This is a genomic window from Myxococcus dinghuensis (genome assembly GCF_024198235.1).
Lineage (GTDB): Bacteria > Myxococcota > Myxococcia > Myxococcales > Myxococcaceae > Myxococcus > Myxococcus dinghuensis.
Genome location: NZ_JAKCFB010000022.1, coordinates 133,193 through 149,792 on the forward strand (window position 1 = coordinate 133,193; position 16,600 = coordinate 149,792).

General features: G+C 68.8%; 15 protein-coding genes. 9 read left to right on the top strand and 6 right to left on the bottom strand.

From position 1 onward, the window contains the following. Window positions 1-5: 5 nt before the first annotated feature. Window positions 6-977 carry a hypothetical protein gene (locus LZ198_RS26520; RefSeq protein WP_253974851.1) on the top strand — a complete coding sequence of 324 codons (972 nt, stop codon included), beginning with the start codon at window positions 6-8 and terminating at the stop codon, window positions 975-977. Here LZ198_RS26520 and LZ198_RS26525 read toward each other — a convergent pair. Next, window positions 952-1,785, bottom strand: coding sequence for a phytanoyl-CoA dioxygenase family protein (locus LZ198_RS26525; RefSeq protein WP_253974852.1), 834 nt, complete (start codon window positions 1,783-1,785; stop codon window positions 952-954). The genes LZ198_RS26520 and LZ198_RS26525 overlap by 26 nt on opposite strands. A gap of 154 nt (window positions 1,786-1,939) precedes the next feature. Between LZ198_RS26525 and LZ198_RS26530 the strand changes: the two genes are divergently transcribed. The 3 genes from LZ198_RS26530 to LZ198_RS26540 all read left to right on the top strand — a co-directional run bounded on the left by LZ198_RS26530 (window position 1,940) and on the right by LZ198_RS26540 (window position 3,646). Next, window positions 1,940-2,755 (top strand): hypothetical protein, encoded by an 816-nt coding sequence (locus tag LZ198_RS26530; protein WP_253974853.1) that lies wholly within the window; start codon window positions 1,940-1,942, stop codon window positions 2,753-2,755. 71 nt (window positions 2,756-2,826) lie between these two features. After that, the gene (locus tag LZ198_RS26535) at window positions 2,827-3,084 is read left to right on the top strand and encodes a hypothetical protein (protein ID WP_253974854.1); all 258 of its coding nucleotides are present in this window, start codon (window positions 2,827-2,829) and stop codon (window positions 3,082-3,084) included. Between the two features lie 280 nt (window positions 3,085-3,364). Continuing rightward, window positions 3,365-3,646, top strand: a complete 282-nt coding sequence (locus tag LZ198_RS26540; protein WP_253974855.1) for a hypothetical protein — start codon at window positions 3,365-3,367, stop codon at window positions 3,644-3,646. A 143-nt stretch (window positions 3,647-3,789) separates the two neighbouring features. On the opposite strand, the gene LZ198_RS26545 is transcribed toward LZ198_RS26540, so the two are convergent. Beyond that, on the bottom strand, window positions 3,790-5,040 hold the full coding sequence (locus tag LZ198_RS26545) for an alpha/beta hydrolase family protein (protein ID WP_253974856.1): 1,251 nt from the start codon (window positions 5,038-5,040) through the stop codon (window positions 3,790-3,792). Window positions 5,041-5,436: 396 nt separating this feature from the next. Between LZ198_RS26545 and LZ198_RS26550 the strand changes: the two genes are divergently transcribed. Further along, complete coding sequence (locus tag LZ198_RS26550) at window positions 5,437-6,735, top strand: hypothetical protein (protein WP_253974857.1); 1,299 nt, start codon at window positions 5,437-5,439, stop codon at window positions 6,733-6,735. Between the two features lie 94 nt (window positions 6,736-6,829). Here LZ198_RS26550 and LZ198_RS26555 read toward each other — a convergent pair whose 3' ends face one another. Continuing rightward, window positions 6,830-8,683, bottom strand: coding sequence for a bifunctional metallophosphatase/5'-nucleotidase (locus LZ198_RS26555; RefSeq protein WP_253974858.1), 1,854 nt, complete (start codon window positions 8,681-8,683; stop codon window positions 6,830-6,832). A 179-nt stretch (window positions 8,684-8,862) separates the two neighbouring features. On the opposite strand from LZ198_RS26555, the gene LZ198_RS26560 reads away from it, so the two are divergent. Then, entirely contained in the window at window positions 8,863-9,744 is an 882-nt protein-coding gene (locus LZ198_RS26560; protein ID WP_253974859.1) for a pectate lyase, read from the top strand. A 110-nt stretch (window positions 9,745-9,854) separates the two neighbouring features. Here the strand turns inward: LZ198_RS26560 and LZ198_RS26565 are convergent, their stop codons facing one another. Next, on the bottom strand, window positions 9,855-11,240 hold the full coding sequence (locus tag LZ198_RS26565) for a hypothetical protein (RefSeq protein WP_253974860.1): 1,386 nt from the start codon (window positions 11,238-11,240) through the stop codon (window positions 9,855-9,857). A gap of 285 nt (window positions 11,241-11,525) precedes the next feature. Here LZ198_RS26565 and LZ198_RS26570 point away from each other — a divergent pair, with 285 nt between their 5' ends. Continuing rightward, on the top strand, window positions 11,526-12,203 hold the full coding sequence (locus LZ198_RS26570) for a tetratricopeptide repeat protein (protein ID WP_253974861.1): 678 nt from the start codon (window positions 11,526-11,528) through the stop codon (window positions 12,201-12,203). Window positions 12,204-12,242: 39 nt separating this feature from the next. On the opposite strand, the gene LZ198_RS26575 is transcribed toward LZ198_RS26570, so the two are convergent. Together LZ198_RS26575 and LZ198_RS26580 are read right to left on the bottom strand one after the other, a co-directional pair. Beyond that, window positions 12,243-12,971 carry an SDR family NAD(P)-dependent oxidoreductase gene (locus LZ198_RS26575; protein WP_253974862.1) on the bottom strand — a complete coding sequence of 243 codons (729 nt, stop codon included), beginning with the start codon at window positions 12,969-12,971 and terminating at the stop codon, window positions 12,243-12,245. A gap of 423 nt (window positions 12,972-13,394) precedes the next feature. Beyond that, entirely contained in the window at window positions 13,395-14,267 is an 873-nt protein-coding gene (locus LZ198_RS26580; protein WP_253974863.1) for an alpha/beta fold hydrolase, read from the bottom strand. A gap of 237 nt (window positions 14,268-14,504) precedes the next feature. Between LZ198_RS26580 and LZ198_RS26585 the strand changes: the two genes are divergently transcribed. Together LZ198_RS26585 and LZ198_RS26590 are read left to right on the top strand one after the other, a co-directional pair. Continuing rightward, window positions 14,505-15,380 carry a helix-turn-helix domain-containing protein gene (locus tag LZ198_RS26585; RefSeq protein ID WP_253974864.1) on the top strand — a complete coding sequence of 292 codons (876 nt, stop codon included), beginning with the start codon at window positions 14,505-14,507 and terminating at the stop codon, window positions 15,378-15,380. 162 nt (window positions 15,381-15,542) lie between these two features. Next, window positions 15,543-16,034 carry a hypothetical protein gene (locus LZ198_RS26590; protein WP_253974865.1) on the top strand — a complete coding sequence of 164 codons (492 nt, stop codon included), beginning with the start codon at window positions 15,543-15,545 and terminating at the stop codon, window positions 16,032-16,034. Window positions 16,035-16,600: the final 566 nt, after the last annotated feature.

Consider the following 16,600-nt stretch of genomic DNA (forward strand, 5'->3'; position numbering starts at 1 on the left):
TGGCGATGAGCGACAACCTGGAGCCCCGACCCGAGGACGTCCTCCCCACCGACGCGGAGTGGGAGCGGCTGACGGTCGTCCCCGGCAAGCGGGACGCCTACGTGAAGGACCTCTACTTCCGCGAGACCTGGGCGGACGTGGCCGAGCGCTTCGGCGACCAGAAGCTCTCGCTGCTCCACTCGGTCGCGGTGATGAACGTGAAGCCCGACGCCGTCGTCGGCCGCCGGATGAAGCCCATCCTCGAGTTCGTCACGCGCCACGGCTTCCTCCCCATCGGGTGCGCGCCCTTCCAGCTCACGCGACACTCGATGCGGGACGTGTGGCGCTACGACTGGCACGTCTATCCGGTCGACCGGCTCACCTTCTCCACGCTCTGGTACACGGAGGTGGACATCCTCCTCTTCGTGCTCCAGGACCTCCGCCCCCAGGGCGCCCTGCCCGCCTCCGTGCGCCTGGCGCAGCTCAAGGGCTCCTCCGTCCCGGAGAAGCGCACCGCCGGAGACATGCGCACGCTGCTGCGCCCTCCCAACCGGTTCCTCAACTTCACCCACGTCCAGGACGAGCCCGCGGACATCGTGCGAGAGCTGGGCATCTTCTTCGACCGGCCGGAGCGCCGGGCGCTGCTCCGCGACATCGAGCGGAACCTGGGCGTGGACCGGAGCGCCGACGTGCTCGCCGCCATCGACCGCCTCGAGGCGCGCTACCCCGCGCACGACCTCGACTTCGAGGCCTCGCTGCAGCGCCTGGAGCGCGCCTCCGCGGTCAGCGCGGACAACGCGGCGAAGCTCCGGGCGTTGCGCGCGGCGGGCGGCCGCACGGGCTGGGAGGACCTGTGCGCCATGATCGACCGGAGCGCCCCCGGTGCAGGGCGCTGGGACTTCATCGCCGTCGTCAGCACCGTGCTCTGGTACGAGCGGCCGGACCCCGTCGACCTGCTGCCCGCGGTCGACGCTAGTCGGTGGACTCGAACGGGATGAGGGGGAAGCGGGGATGGTCCAGCGGCTCGTCGAGCGCGAGGCCATGCCCATCCGTGCGGTGGTTGGGCGCCCCCGTGTAGCGCGCCGCCGGAGGGAGCCACTGCGTCGCGTAGACCCAGCGCGGCGCCGTGGAGCGGTTCTCCTGGGCACAATGCACCACGGCCAGGTCGTGCACGGTGATGTCACCGGGGCGCAGATGGAGCGGCGGTGACGATTCGTGCGCGTCCAGCACCCAGGGGTTCTCGTCCACCAGGGACACCCCATCCCGGCGGTTGAGGTAGCGCCCCAGCAACCCCACCCGGTGCGAACCGCCGAGGAACCGCATGGAGCCCATCTCCGGCGGACACTCGACGAGCGGGGCCCACATGGTCAGCGCCCCCTGACGATCCAACGGATGGTGCGGCAGGTCCTGGTGCCACGGCGTCTTGCCACCCCCACTCGACGAGGGGAGCTTCACGAAGACGTGGTCGAAGTAGAATCGCACCCGCGCGCTGCCCATGAGTCTCGCCGCACCCCGCGCGAGCGCCTGGGAATGGCTGAACTGGTGGATCCACGCGTCATGGTGGGAGCACCCATCCCAGCGCGCATACCAGTTGAACTCGTTGGGCATTCGCGCGTGAGGGTCCGTCCGGCTCACGGTGAGCGGCGCCTCCCCCATCCTCGCGCGAGCCCGCTCCAGCACCCCCTCCACGACCCACGGGGCATAGAACGCTCGCAGGACGACCCAACCCTTCGTCCTGAAGTGCTGGACCTCGTCGTCCGTCACGGAGCGCACACCCTCCCGAGGCGTTTCGCGTGGCGCCAACATGCGTGAGTCCTCCTGGCAACGAGACACGGACTTATCCTGTTATCCAAGCCTACCCCGTTGACGGCCTCCGAAGGGATCCGCTAGCTTTTCTCGTTATTCTCCAACGGTCGCTTGTGCGCCTGCCGCGGTGCGAGCCCAAGACAGAGGTGCCACCATGGTGACTGTCGAGCTGGATATCTTCTCGGGACGACCCAACCCTCGCTGGACGCTGTCACCGAAGGAGGCCCAGCAGCTCGCGGAGCGCGTGCGAGCGGACCCCTCCCAGTTGCTGCCGCTGGACAGCGAGACGGGCGGCCTGGGCTACCGCGGGTTCATCATCTCCGCGCAGGACACGGGTGACGTGGACGCGTGGAAGCGCGCGGGGCTCCCGGCGCAGGTGCGGCTGGGCGGCCGGTTCCAGCCCGAGGCCCTGGGCAGCTCGCGCTTCCTGCTGCACACCGCCGAGAGCGCGCGGCTGGATTTGAAGGACCCGGGCCAGGTGTTCGGCGTGGCGGAGAAGGTGCTCACCCGCACGGCGGCGGCGCCGCACGCGGACGGCTCCGGCCTGGCGTGCACCAGCGACACGGACTTCGGCTTCTGGAACGACCCCGCGTATCGCCGCCTCAACAACTGCTACAACTACGCGAGCAACCTGCGCACCAACACGTTCGCGCAGCCGGGGCGCGCCGCGGGCTCCGTCTGGCGGGCCCTGGATGACGCGAGCCTGGTGGCCGCGGTGGGCCGCGACGGCTGGAGCAGCTCGCGCGAGGGCGACAGCGCCTACAACGTCTGCCTCGTCGTCTGGCCGGGCACCGACTACCACCTGTACCGGCTGGCGGAGAACGGGACGTGGTGCCACAAGCCCGGTCCGGCCGCCGTGCGCAACGTCGACAACTCCGGCAAGCGCATCCTCGCCCCCGAGACGAGCGACCGCGGCGCCTACACGGCCTTCTACGGCTACTACCGCGGCTTCGGCGTGAACGTGTCCTGAGGTCGGGACACGCCAGACGGCACGGGTCGAGGCACAGTCGCAACGAGAACATTCACCGAGGAGAGCAACCCATGTTTGGAGACGGGTCGAACCGCCGTAGCTTCCTGAAGGCGATGGGGCTCACCGCCGCGTCGACGCTGCTGCCCGCGGGACTGGGCGCGAGCGTCGCCAGCGCCGCTTCCGCTGTCGGCACCAGCGCCGGGCTGGGCGAGCTGGAGCTGTGGCTGCTGGGCACCGGCGCCTCGTCCATCGACGAGAGCCTGTTCGGCGCCACCCAGGTGGCCGTCGCCGAGGTCGTCAGCGCCCGCGGGAACTCGCTGGTCGCTTGAGGTTCGCCGAAAGCCGTGTGACTCCGGGGGTGCATCCGCGCCCCTGGAGTCCGCGTACGCGCCCTGGCGGGCGTCCCGAGCTCCCCTGCTCCGCCCGCCCGACGCAGCGCAAAGACAAACAGGCCGCCCACCACCCAGCGCGCCAATGACTCACCTCGGGTTCGACACGGACCCGCCCCGCGGCTCATGTCTGTTCATGTCTCGGGGCGATGGTGGCTTCGAGCGCTGAATCCCTCATGTATCCTCGAATCAGGCAGAGATGCCTGCGCGAAAGGAAGACATGACCATGCTGCGAAACACCCTCGTCCTGTTGGCGATGTCGCTGTCCCTGGTTGCGTGCGGAGTGGGCCCGGAGGAGCAGGAGTCCGCGGCTCCGGCAGGGGCCACCGAGAACACGGGGGCACAGGAGCAGGACCTCTGTGAGCCCGGCCCGTCCTCGAACTGGTGTCAGAACGTCGCGGGCGCGGCGTGCAACACGACCAACACGCGGCGCTGCTACCTGCCCAACTACTGCGAGTGGTTCTTCTGCCGCTGCATCGACGGTGCCTGGCAGTGTGAGTAGCCCCCAGGCGACGTCCCGAGCTGGTGCCTCCGACGCCGACACGGTCCTCTCGTGCCGGCGCTTCGCCCGGCCATATCCACCAGGTCGCCGAAGCCTACGCGCAGGAGCCATGCGTCCATGGCCCCAGCCGACGCTCCGGGTCCTCAGTGCGTGCGGCGGGCGAGGCGCTCGGCGAAGAAGTCGAACATGCTCAGGTCCGTGACGGTTCGACCCAACGGCTGGCAGTGGGACCGGGCACCGTCCTCCCGCGTGAAGCGGACCCGCTCCTTGTCTCCCGTCAGCACCCGGAACAAGGCCTCGGACTGCCCGGGCCAGAACTGCTCGTCGTCAGGGTCGGTGATGAGGAGCGGCGTCCGGATGCGCTTCACCACGTCCCGCAGGTGGTAGCGCAGGACCGCGGTGAAGGTCTCGAAGGGTGTGGCGGTACCATACGGCCTGCTGCGGAACTCGAGGACACGGGCCAGCACCGGGTCTTCATCCACTTCACGCATCGCCTCGTCGAACGCGTCCCGCTCGCCTGCATGGAGGAGGTCCACGAGCTCCGGGGGCAGGTGCGACGTCCACGACGTGGACACGTCCATGACGCCAGGGTCGACCACGGCGGCGGCGAAGCGGTGCTCGAACGCGAGCGCCCGCGGAACCCAATAGCCCGCCTGGCTGATGCCATAGGCCAGCAGCGCCCCGGCATCCACGTCGTCGCGCGTGACGAGCAGGTCCACGATGGGCACCAGCACCGCCTCCCAATCGGGGCGGAAGGGGACGCCGCGCTCGAACAACATGGATTGCTGTCCGGGCCCGTCGTAGACGAAGGCGTTGAAGCCTCGGCGAAGCGCCCCCCAGGCGCCCGTTCCCCAGAGCGAGGTGAGCGAGCCGTCGCTGCCGTTCGTCAGGACGAGCGTGGGCCGCGGCGCCCCCGTGGCGTCCGGACGCAGGAGATAGCCAGGCAGCGTGGAGTGCGCGTACGGCACGTCGACGTGGAGGAAGGCGCCCTCCGAGTGGGCGACCACCCGCTCCCAGCACTGCCGATGCAAGGTGAACGTGGGGCCGAAGAGGCGCGGCTCGGCCATGCCGGCACTGAAGCGGAGGGCCCGCGAATAGGCCTCCGACGCGGCGAGGAAGAACGCACGCGTGCTCTCCGGACGACCCGCGGCCACGCTCGCCTCCGCCTGCCGCTGCAGCCGCTCCCCGCGCCGGTGCCAGGCCCGGTACCAACTGTCCGCGTCGCCGTTCTCGATGCCAGAGAGCGTGACGAGGACCTGTCCGATGTCGCCGACTCCTTGCGAGGCGAGGCCCAGTGCGGTTCGCGCCTCGAAGTCGAAGTCCGGGTCCGCGAAGAAGCGGTCGGGGACTCCGGGCCCGCGCCGGGAAACGGTCGTCTCGGTGCCTTCACGCATGGCGTCCTCCTCGAAAGCCCGGGCCCATACGGGCGCGCCCTCCGCCAAGAACGGAAACGTCATGCTCACGCGGCGCGATTCAAGTGGAGAGGCCGACGTCCAGGTGCCCGCCCCACGGGCCGGTCCAGTGGAGCCGGACATGAAAGAGGCCGTTCGCCAGCCCCGACGCCCATCCGACCACAATCTCCTGATGCGTCAGACAGTGAACCCCCTACACTCGTCGTCATGTCACGATGGCTCCTGGTGCTGCTGGTTCTCTCCGGTTGTACGGATTCCGATTCGCCACCCGATGCGGGAACACTCGGCGACGGAGGCTCCCTCATCGACGACGGGGGTTCGGGTGATGGGGGGAGCGACGCGGGCCCTGGCGATGCCGGGGCCACCTCCGATGCGGGAGTGCGCGACGCCGGTGTCTCCCCGGGTTGGGGTCAGGGCAGCGAGACCGGCTCGTTCTCCAACGACGTGTGGACACCCGGGCGCGGCAACGACGGCCGCGTGAACGCGTCGAGCTGGGCGCTGGTGCCGCGCGGCCGGTGGGTGAGTGTCTCGGGAACGAAGATCACGGCCCTCAACGCGCAGGTGCTGGCCGCCATCCCCGGGTGGCGGGACTACGGCACCATGGGCTGGGGCGGCGTCACCGAGGCCTGGAACGCGCCCGCCTTCGACCTCGCCGGTCGCCGGCTGTGGCGCCACGGTGGCGGGCACAATGACTCGAGCAACAACGGCATCTACCGCTTCGACCTGGACCTGATGCGCTGGTCCATCGAGCACATGCCGAGCGACACCAACCTCTGGAGCAAGGCGTACAAGGAGGCTGGCGGCTTCGCGGGCTGCCCCGAGTCGCGCGCGGAGTACAACGCCGAGGTCGCCGCGGGCACCTGGGCGCAGCGCGACCGCTGGTACTACGACGAGATCTTCTGGGACCGCACCGCGAGCAACCCCATGGGCAACCCCACGGCCCGGCACGTCTACGACGGCTTCATCTACGTCCCGGAGAGCAACGAGCTGGTCGTCGCCTGCCGTCGCCTGTGGCGCTACTCGCTCGAGAGCCACAAGTGGACGACCAAGACCCACCCCAAGGCCAACGGTGACGAATACGCCCTCACGGAGGAGGTCATCGCGGTGCTCGACCGTGAGTCGAAGCTGGTGATCGGCTCCTGCGGCTCCGGGGGTCCCTTCGCGGCCGACTACGACCTGCGCACGAACACCTGGCTCGCCCCGCGCGCGACCTGGGGCAGTTGGGACTGGAGCGGCGCCGCCTATACGCAGCAAGGCGACATCGTGACGTTCTTCACGCCGCCACAGAGCGCCGGGTTCTACGCCAGTCCCGGCCGCTGGCAGCGCTACGACGTGTCCACCCACCAGACGATCTCATCGGGCTCCACCTGGACGTACGAAGGCGGGCTGTCGCTCTCCTCGTTCCCCGACACCGACCACTCCACCGACGGGCACGGCATGGTCTACGTCCCGAGCGAGGACATCTACTGGGTGTACACGAAGCTCAACTCCGGCATGACCTGGCTGGAGCTCGACCTCAAGACCACGCCCGCGACGCTGCGCCCGAAGACCTTCGCCAACGCGGCGCCCGCCCTGCAGAGCGGCATCGCGCGGCGCCGGGCGATCTACTTCCCCAGCCTGGACGCCATCGTCTGGATGAGCCCGGCGGACCTGGACATCCTCGTCTACCGGCTGTGAGGTCCTCGACGGTGCCCCGCTCATGACGCGCGGGCACCGGAGCGACCCGGCGTGAGACAGGGGCATGGGAATCCATGCCCCTGTCCCCCATCACTTACGGCACGCCCAGGCACTTCGCGGGGCCGAACGTGGCCCCGTAGTACGGCGTGTAGAGGTCGGGCGAGAGCGTGAAGTTGCAGGTGTTCACCGCGTCGGGCGACAGGCCCTGGTGCTCCTGCAGGTAGCGCGCGATGTAGTCACGCACGCCGTCCGCGGACGTCCACAGCACGCGCCCCTCCCGGAACATGCTGTACCCACCACCGCCGCCCGCGCGGTAGTTGTTGATGGCGACGATGAAGACCTGGTCGTCCGTGACTTCGCTCCCCTTGAAGCGCAGGTGCGTGAGCCGCGAACCCGCGGGCTTCGTGAGGTCGTAGCCGTAGTCGATGTGCGAGTAGAGGTCCCAGTTGTAGTCCGCGACCACGGGCGCGGTGGCCTTCGCTCCCGCCGGCGTCGTGGGGAGCTGGGCCGGGTTGAGGGTGGTGAAGTAGTTGGCGTTCATCTCCACCGCGCGCCGCAGGATGGAGCCGTTGATCTCCATCACGTACAGCGTGTTGTCGTAGATGTAGACGCTGTAGGCGTCTCGCAGGGTGACGTCGCCCGAGGGCAGCGAGACGTCATTGGTGAAGATGGCGCCCAGGGACACGTCCACGGCGAAGCCCGCCTCGAGCGCGGCCTGCTCCTGCACGATGTTGATGAGGTCCCCCAGCGGTCCGTCCACGTAGCGGCCGGCGAAGCCGCCCGGGAAGACCCCGGTGGTCGTGCCGATCTTCTGGTTCACGTAGTTCACCGTCGTGTCGTGATAGGCCTGGGTGCGCTGGATGACGGCGGCGTCCTCCGCCACCGTCTCGTCCACGACGTGGAGCTGGGCGTCATGGGTGTTCACGCCCCAGCGCTTGCCATCCCAGGTGACCTCGAGCTGGACGTCGGCCAGGTGGCTGCCCCAGCGGTTGGGCTGCGTGAGGAGGACCTCCTTCCCACCCTGGTTCTTCAGCAACATCTTCGGGATGGGCTGGTGCGTATGACCGGTGAGGAGCACGTCCACGCCAGCGACCTGCTGGGCGATCTGCACGGCCTGGTTCTCGCCGGGCAGGTTCCCCCGGTCCGTCCACTTCGAGCCATCCGCGTAGTCAGCCAGCCACGACTCGGGATTGCTCGCGCTGCCCACGGGCTGCTTGTCCGGGCCGCTGTGGATGGCCACGACCACGACATCCGCGCCGGCCTCCTTCATCCGGGGGACGTAGGTCTTCGCGGTCTCCAGCGGGTCATCGAAGCGCAGACCGGCGATGTGGTCCGGGCGCTCCCACGTCGTCACGCCGGGCGTCACGAGCCCCAGGATGCCGACCTTCACGTCGCAGACCGTCTGGATGACGTAGGGCGTGAAGGCCTCGGAGCCATCCGCGCTCTTGCGCACGTTGGCGCCGAGGAGGGGGAAGTCGACCTCGCTCTTGAACTTGTTGAGGACGTCGAGCCCGAAGTTGAACTCGTGGTTCCCCAGCGCCATGGCGGCATAGCCCAGCTCGTTCATGGCCGCGGCCATGGGGTGTTGGGGCGTGTTGTCCACGAGGGCATAGTAGGTGCCCAGCGGCGTCCCCTGGATGGTGTCGCCGGTGTCCACGAGCAGCGTGCAGTCCGGGTTCGCCTCTCGCGCCTGCTTGACGAGCGTGGCCACCTTGGCGACGCCGCGCTTCGCGTCGGGTTTGCCGGAGAAGTAGTCCCACGGAAAGATGTTCGTGTGCAGGTCGCTCGTCTGCAGCAAGGTCAGCTTGCGAGGCGTGGTGTCGCGAGGGGGCTCCTCGATGGGCCCCGGGTCGTCGCTGGAATCACAAGCCATCAGCAACGAGCAGGCGCCCACGAGGCCAAGAGACGTCATGCGCAGCGCGCGCGCCCAGACAGGGAAATGCATCATGCAACCTCGATAGGGTGAAAGCCGGGAAGAAGCTCCCAGGGTGGAGAGACCCTAACGGATGACCCTGTCATCCACGACGGGACACACTGGTAATGGCTCACTGCCACACGATGCGTCTGGGTTTCTCGGCTGCGATTCAGATGTTCTCGCACTCCGGAAGCGCGGCGTCTTGGAATGTCATGATTGAACACTTGGAATCTGATGGCACGAGAGAGGGCCCCGGCCAGGCGCACGGCGCCGCGTGTGGGCTCGCCAACTGCTACGCGAACGCCTACGCGACGGAGTACTGGGACGACCCCACCCTGAACGACAACCTCGCGTCCTCCTTCGTCGAGATGCTGTATTGGGCCCGGGAGGCCTATCCGGCGCAGGCCTCGACGTATCAAGCCATGCGCACCGCGTTCGGAGGCTTCCTCCGCCGCGCGCAGCTGCCGCAGCCCCAGCCCGCCTGGGCCCAGCAGTACGACCTCCAGACGCAGCCCCGGTGGGCCCGCAGTTGGGAGGCGCCCGCCATCGCGGGCCAGGAGGGCCAGGACGTGAGGTGGTCCCTCCTCCGCCTCTACCAGCTCGACCCGAGCGTGGCGGCGAACCGCGCGGCGGTCGGGACCGCGCTCGACCACCTCGAGGGCGTGGACCACGCGAACGGCACCCTGCTCTACCGCTACATCGAGCTCGACGACACCGCTCCCTCGAACATCGGCTTCTTCACCGTGAAGGCCGGTGGCTATCCCGCCCAGCTCTCCACGGCTCCGCCGACCTACCCGAACTACGCCTGGGAAGTCCCCTCCCAGCTCGCGGCGCTCCGTGCGGAGTATGACCGACTGGCCACGGACACCACGGTGATGAAGCGCACATGCCAGAAGCTCCGCGCCGACACCGCGCGAGCCGTCGACGCGGCCGTGAACAACGAGAAGTGGCTCACCCCCTACAGCCCGGCGGGTCCGCGCAGCGGAGCCACCCCCGGGGACGATCTCGACACGGGCACGTTCGTCCGGAACATGCGCACGCGGGCCGAGTTCGTCACGCGCACGACCAGCGACTGTGTCGCCTGGGACTACTGACGCGGCGCGGACGTCCACCCGCGCGGCGCCCAGTCCGGCCCCGGCATGTACCAGGCGCCGAGGAGACTCCGGCCTCGACAGGCAGGCCGGAGTCCCTGGTGTGGTGAGGACTACTGGAACGTCACCTTACCGTCGCGCTGGTAGCAGACGTGCGGCGTCCCATCCGTGGGGCGGATGGCGATGCTGGGCCGCGTGCCATCCTGGATGGTCCCCCACTGGGTGAACGTCCAGAAGCCGCGCGCATCCGGCGTCACGAGCTCCAGCGTCGTCCCATGGCGCTGGGCGAAGTACGGCTTGCCTCCGCCGTAGGCCAGGTCGTTGGAGTGGTTCACGTAGTCCCCCTGGGACATGCGCGTCGTGCTGGTGGACAACGGTGAGCCGAGCGTCACGTCGTAGAACCCGACCCACGCGCCGTTGTACGCCGACCCGTTGGGCAGCGCGAGCAGGTGCTGGCCCGGCGTCAGGGCCAGGGAGAACCAGCCGGTGATCGAGGAGAGTCCCCCCAGGGCGAACGTCTCCACCGTGGAGCCCTTGATGGCGTTGAGCGTACTGCCCTTGTTGACCACGTACAGCGTTCCGGCCGTGTCGAAGACGGCCTCGCTGGTCAACCCGCCCGTGGTGATTTGAGGGATGCTCCAGGCGTTGCTCCCCGTCCGCGTCGCGACCCGGAGGCCCGACGACGCATCGCTGTAGACGATGGTGGGCTTCAGGCCCTGCGAGGGGTTGAGCGCGATGGACAGACGGACGGATTCATTGCGGTTCGCCGGGTCGACGGACTCCCGGATCCAGGTGCCGCCGGCGCGCGTGGCGTAGGCGACACGCAAGGTCGCACCGCTGCCCAGGACGCCGTCTCCCTTGAGGTACGCCACGTGGGGCGTGCCCGTGGCCGGCTCGACCGCGATGACGGGGTTGTAGGTGAACTGGCCGTCGTTGTTGAACCCCGGGCCGTCGATCTGCTCCGTCGTCCACGACGTGCCGTTCCACTGGCCATACCACAGGCTCCGGTGGGTCTCGTTGAAGTAGACGACATGCCCGTTGCCCAGGCTGTCGAAGGTGAGCTCGCAGAAGCCCCCCGTCACATCCGGGCTCGGATCGATGACGGTGCTCGCGACGAGGTTCGCCGGGGCCACCACGTTGAAATGGAACTCCCCTTCCGCCTTCTTCCCCGAGGCCGTCTCGACCGCCACGGACAAGGAGGCCCGCCCCTCGGAGGGCAAGGTCCAGGTCACCCGCTCCGCGTCAGGCGTGACGGCCCCTCCCGTCGCGCTCCACCGCACCGACGTGAGGACCTCCCCCGCCGCGCGCACCGTGAAGCGTTCGGAGGCGCCCTCGACGAAGAGCCCCTCGCCTCCATCCCGCTCGATGAGCAGCGCCAGGGCGCCAGACTCGTGAGCAGGGATGACCTGAGTGGGCCGCGGCTCCTCGCCACAACCCGTGAACAACGACAGCGTTCCCAACAACAACATGCTCGACACAGCGCTTTTCGACAACGTCACGACAGTTCCCCTTGATGAGTTCGGCGCACCGGCCGCGCCGCCTCCATCAACGGTCCGAATCCAGAAACGATTTACCCAAATACATTTGCAACTTCTACATCAAAAACAACCCTTCTTCACGGAACCCGACCCGAGACGCTGGCGTCCCACCCGCGGCGCGCTCCGTCCGGAGGTGTCTCGAAAAAGGCCATACACGAGCCGAGTTGTGTCGTTCCGTGCACACTCGCTCCGCGCCCGCCACGGACTCCGCTTCACTGCACGGGTCGAGTAGACTCCAGCCTCATCGTGGCGTTCTGGAACCGAAAGGCGGTCTACGACCGCACCCAGGTGCTCGAGGCGGCGGAGAAGGCGCGCGGCCGGAGGCGCATCGGCAAGGCCATTGCCGAGTACAAGAAGATCCTCGCGGTAGACCCCGACGACGCGCACGTGAACTCCCGCGTGGCGCCCCTCTTCTTCAAGAAGGGCCTGGAGGACGAGGCGGCCCAGGCCTTCGCTCGGGCGGCCCGGGTGTTCGCCGAGAAGGGCTTCGCGGACAAGGCGCTCGCCATGTATGTGCAAGCCGCTTCCCACTTCCCGCTGGACACGAAGCTGTGGAGCCAGGCGGCGAGCCTCTCCGTCGAGCGAGGACGCCGTGGGGACGGCGTGAAATACCTGATGCAGGGCGCCTCCCACCTCGCTCGCGAGAAGGGATACCGGCAGCAGGCCGTGGTGCTCCTGGAGCGGGCGCTGGAGCTCGACCCTCACCTCCTGAGCGCGACCATCGCGCTCGCCCGGGTGTTCGGGCAGATGGGGAGGAAGAAGGAAGGGCTGGCCCGACTGGAGGGGCTCGCGGACCAGCTCGATGGCGCGGCGCTGAAGCAGCTCCGGGCGGCGCAGTTCCGCCTCGCCCCCAGCCCCGCCCGCTTCTGGCGCTGGCTCACCGCGGGTCGCGGCAAGCGCCTCCCGCGTCCTCGCTCCGGGTAGGCGACGTCATGAGGTCCAGGGCGTGGACCGGCATGGAGCTCACACCGCGGTCCAACCTCCGTCGACGTCGAGCACCATGCCGTTGGCGTAGGCGCAGGTCGCCAGGAAGAACGCGGCGTCCGCCATGTCCCGAGGAACACCGGGCCGCTTCATCGGGACATGGTTGACGAGGGTGTCGAGGAGCGCCCGCGTCTCGGCGGTGGGCGTCCCCCAGTCGATGGCGGTGTCACGGGTGAGGCCCGGAGACAAGACGTTCACCCGGATGCCCTTCGGCGCGAGCTCGATGGCGAGCGAGCGCCCCATGGCGTTGATGCCACCGCACAGCGCCGCCCCACCTGCGTAGTTGGCGAGCGCGGCGTGGCCGGCGATGCCCGAGCACAGCACGATGACGCCGCCCGCGGACATCTTCGGGACTGCATGGCGGCACGCGGAGAGCTGGCCGAAGAAGCGGTCCTTGAAGAGGCCCTGCCAGGCGCTCATCGGCACCGTCTCCACGGCGCCGAACACCGCGCCGCCCGCACACGTCACCAGCAGGTCCACGCGAGGCACGGAATCCATGAGCCGCTGGACCTGGGCTTCGTCACCGACATCCGTCACGACCCCTCGGGCCCCATGGCCGATTCGCGAAATGGCTTCGTCGAGACGCCCCTTTCTCCGCCCCGCGATGACCACCTCGGCGCCTTCATTGGCATAACGCTCGGCGATGGCCAGTCCAATCCCCGTGCCGCCGCCCGTGATGACTGCAAGCCGTCCGTCCAACGCGCCCATGTGTGCCTCCTGGCATGGGGGTTCCCTGACTCTGCCCATGCGAGAGATGGAGACCGTAAGCCTAACATGGCTGCGATTCGGAGCCGCGCGCACACGGCGCCGTCAACCCAGACATCAGACCCGAGTCCGCGCGGCAAACGCCCCACATGCGCGGCAATACCATCCAGATGCAGTGATTTCAGAATGCATGCGCACACCTGGATGCGCCGCCGCCATGCCCCCGCTGGAGGAAGCGGGGTTCGCCGGAGGCCGGCGCGGATGCTGCGGGGTCGCGCACCGACGAAGGGACATCCGCATCCGAGCGAGTTCGACGGGAACCTCGCGGCAGGCGTCCGCCGGGAGTCCCACCGCGCGACGGGGCTGGCCATGCCCACGACTTGCCCGCACCGGACTCCCTCTCGAGCGGCTCGCGACAACCTGGCCTCAGGTGCCCCGCCACAAGCGCTCGGCTTCCTCGGCGATGACGTCGGGGAACTCCTCCTGGAAGAACAGCTTCGCGCCCGGGACGAATCGGATGCCTCGCGAACGCGGGAACGTGCGGTCGAGGTAGTGTGCGTCCTCGGGCGAGAAGATGTCGTCGCTCTCTCCCCAGACGATCCTCACGGGAACCTCGCTGCGCAGGAGGTGTGCTTCGATACCGGCGAGTGGATTGGGCGCCAGGGCCAGATGGAACGCATGGTATTGAGCCCGGCGCAGCGGAGTGCTCACGAGCGGCGCGGCGTAGTACTCGATGGTCTCGTCCTCGAAGCGGCTGGGGTCCTTGAAGACGGCCGCGCCGAAGGTCGAGCGCGCCAGGGCTTTGTCGACCAGCCACTGCGCCGTGGCGTCCGCGAGCGCCCCCGCGCGCGCCAGGTCGATCGCCGGCTGGACCTTGGGCGGGGGGCTGTTGGGCTCGGTGTCGCAGTTGGTCAGGAGCAGGGTCCGGACACGCTCCGGGTAACGGACCAGGAACAACTGGGCGACCGCGCCACCGCTGTCACTCGCGACGACGTCCACCTGGGAGACCCCGAGCGAGTCGAGCAGCGCGGCGAGCATCCCGACCTGGGCCGAGGCCGCCAGCGATTGATGTTCGGGGACCTCCGAGTAGCCGAGCCCCATGAAGTCCGGAGCGATGCACCGCCGGCGGGAGGACAACCGGTCGATCGCGCCGCGCCACTGGAAGCCGTTGAGCGGGGCCCCGTGGAGGAACAGCGCCACGTCGCCGGCGCCGCGGTCGACGTAGGCGACCCTCCCGAATGGCGTCGCCGCGAAGCGCCGCGAAGCACGAAACGCCGCGGCGTCCGTCGGTCGAACCACGCCCCCACCCGCCCGACTCCCGCCTGCGTCCACATGAGACACACACCCCACGGCGAGTGTGGCGCTGGTCCACAACAAGAACTCCCTACGCTTCATCCCAGGTCTCCTGGCAACGGGTACTCGCGCATGCTCGCCTTCCCGACGTCTCCTCCGCGCGCACGGACGGACGGCGCCGAGCACGAACGGATGATTCGCGGCGATTGCAAAGCGCGGAGGCCAGCGCGAAGGTGGGGGGCGATGAGTGACCGCCCCGCGTGCTATCCGAGCCCTTCATCGACGCTGCTGTCGACCTCCGGGCCCCACCGGTTGCCGCTGCTCGACGTGCTCAGCTCGCCGGTTCCTCTCGGCCGGTTCGACTCGCCCGTGGATGACCGCCACGTCCTGTGCCTTCATCTGGGCGACCCCGTCCCGGTCTCCTACCGGGTGGGCCTCCGTGAGCGGCAAGGCGTCCGACTCCACGGCCAGTTCTGCGTCGTGCCCGCTGGCTCGAGCACCCGTTGGACCCTGTCGCGCCCCGCGACCTCCCTGCTGCTGCGGCTGACACCGCCCCTGCTCCAGGACGCCGCGGAGACCATGCGCCTGGGCGCGGGGGAGATGGACCTGGCCCCGTCGATCCACATCCGGGATGCCCAGGTCGAGCGAATCGGTTGGATGATGCAGGCGGAGGAACACGACGGCTATCCGGGCGGGAGGCTCTTCGCGGACAGCCTCGCGTCCGCGCTCGCCGCGCGCCTGCTCGCCCTTCAATCGCGCCAGGGGCCCCCGTCGACCCGCGAGGCCCGCGCGCTGCCCGCCTGGCGACTCCGACAAGTGCTCGAGTACATCGAGGCGAACCTGGACCAAGACCTCAGACTCGCCGAGCTCGCGGGAGTGGCGGGCTTCAGCCTGTCTCACTTCAAGCCGTTGTTCCGGCGGGCCATGGGGATGCCGGTCCATCGCTTCGTCCTGGAGCGACGTGTGGAACGCGCGCGGCTGCGGCTGCTCGAGGGCCAGACGAGCCTGACGGAGGTCGCCCTGGAGACCGGCTTCTCGCATCCGAGCCACATGGCCCGCTGCATGCGCCGTGTCCTGGGACTGAGTCCTTCTCAGGTGAGGGCGCAGGGACGGAGCTGACTCCACGCAGCCGCGCGTCGCCGGATTGAACCACGCAGGAGAGCCCGCTACGGTGGGGTGGCAATGAGCTCAGTTCCCAACCCAACGCCTCGCAACTCCGGACAGCGCGCAGTCCTCATCTCGGCCATGGCAGCGGTGGCGCTGGGCGCGGCGGGAGCGAGCATGCTGCTGCTCGGAAATCGAAGGAGTGACGTCGGTGACAGCGGGAAGACCGACGTCGGCGCCCTCCCGGAGCTGGCGGGCATCCAGGCTCGACTGCGTCCCCTGAATGCCTGCGGCATCCAGTACGGAGAGCGGGGGCGACGTATCAAGTCCGGCTCGCACTCGGCCGTTTGGGTCAGCGCCTGTGAACAGGACCGCTTCCAGGGCATCCATCTCGTGGTCCCCGCCGGGCGACAGGTGGAGCGAGTCACGTTCGACATGACGCGTGGCTCCACCTCCGAGCCCTGGGCAATCCTGGTCGACAAGAACCTCGTCGCCTTTCCCGACCTCGAGAAGGCCCTGGAGCAGCTCGCGCCCCTCATCCAAGAGGAGGCACCCACAAAGCTTGCTCTCGCCATCGAGGAGCGGGCGGCGAAGGAGCGTCAGCGGCAGGAGAACGAGGCCGCGGAGAAGGCCCGCAGGGAAGCAGCGAAGGACTCGTATCCGAAGTAGAGAATCCCCCTGGAGCACCCTGCCTCGGATGTCCATCCGCGGGTCCTGCCGATGACAGCAAGGCCCGCGGAGCACCAAACGTCATCGAGAACAGGTCCACCCTCGACGGTGCCGACATCCTCTGCCTGCGGGGACTGTCGGCGCTCAATCGAGGGCGGGGGGACTCACCGGGTTCGCACGGGGCGGATGGGGTCCACGTATGCCAGACGAGGCGTGGTGAGCGGCTGCAAGTCCTTCGCGGCGTAGACCCACGTTGGAGGGCAGATCCCGACGGACACGCCAGCGTCCCCTCGGTTGCTGGGACACGCCGTCGAGGTCGCCGGTGCGCAGCGGGTGTCGTGGCGGACGGACTTGAGGGCGCGCTGCTCGGGGAGCGAACGATCCTTGAGCGTGTAGATTTCAGACGTGTCGGGCCCCATCGTGCTCCCGCGGTTGACCGGGTCGTGTCCCTATAAGTGTGTAGTCGGCGAGGAAGGGCGAGCGGGAAAGAGGGAAGCTCCTCGGTGAAACCAAACCGAGATGGTCCTCCTTTGGCGAGGAGGCCGAGGAGTTCCCTGCCGTGGACG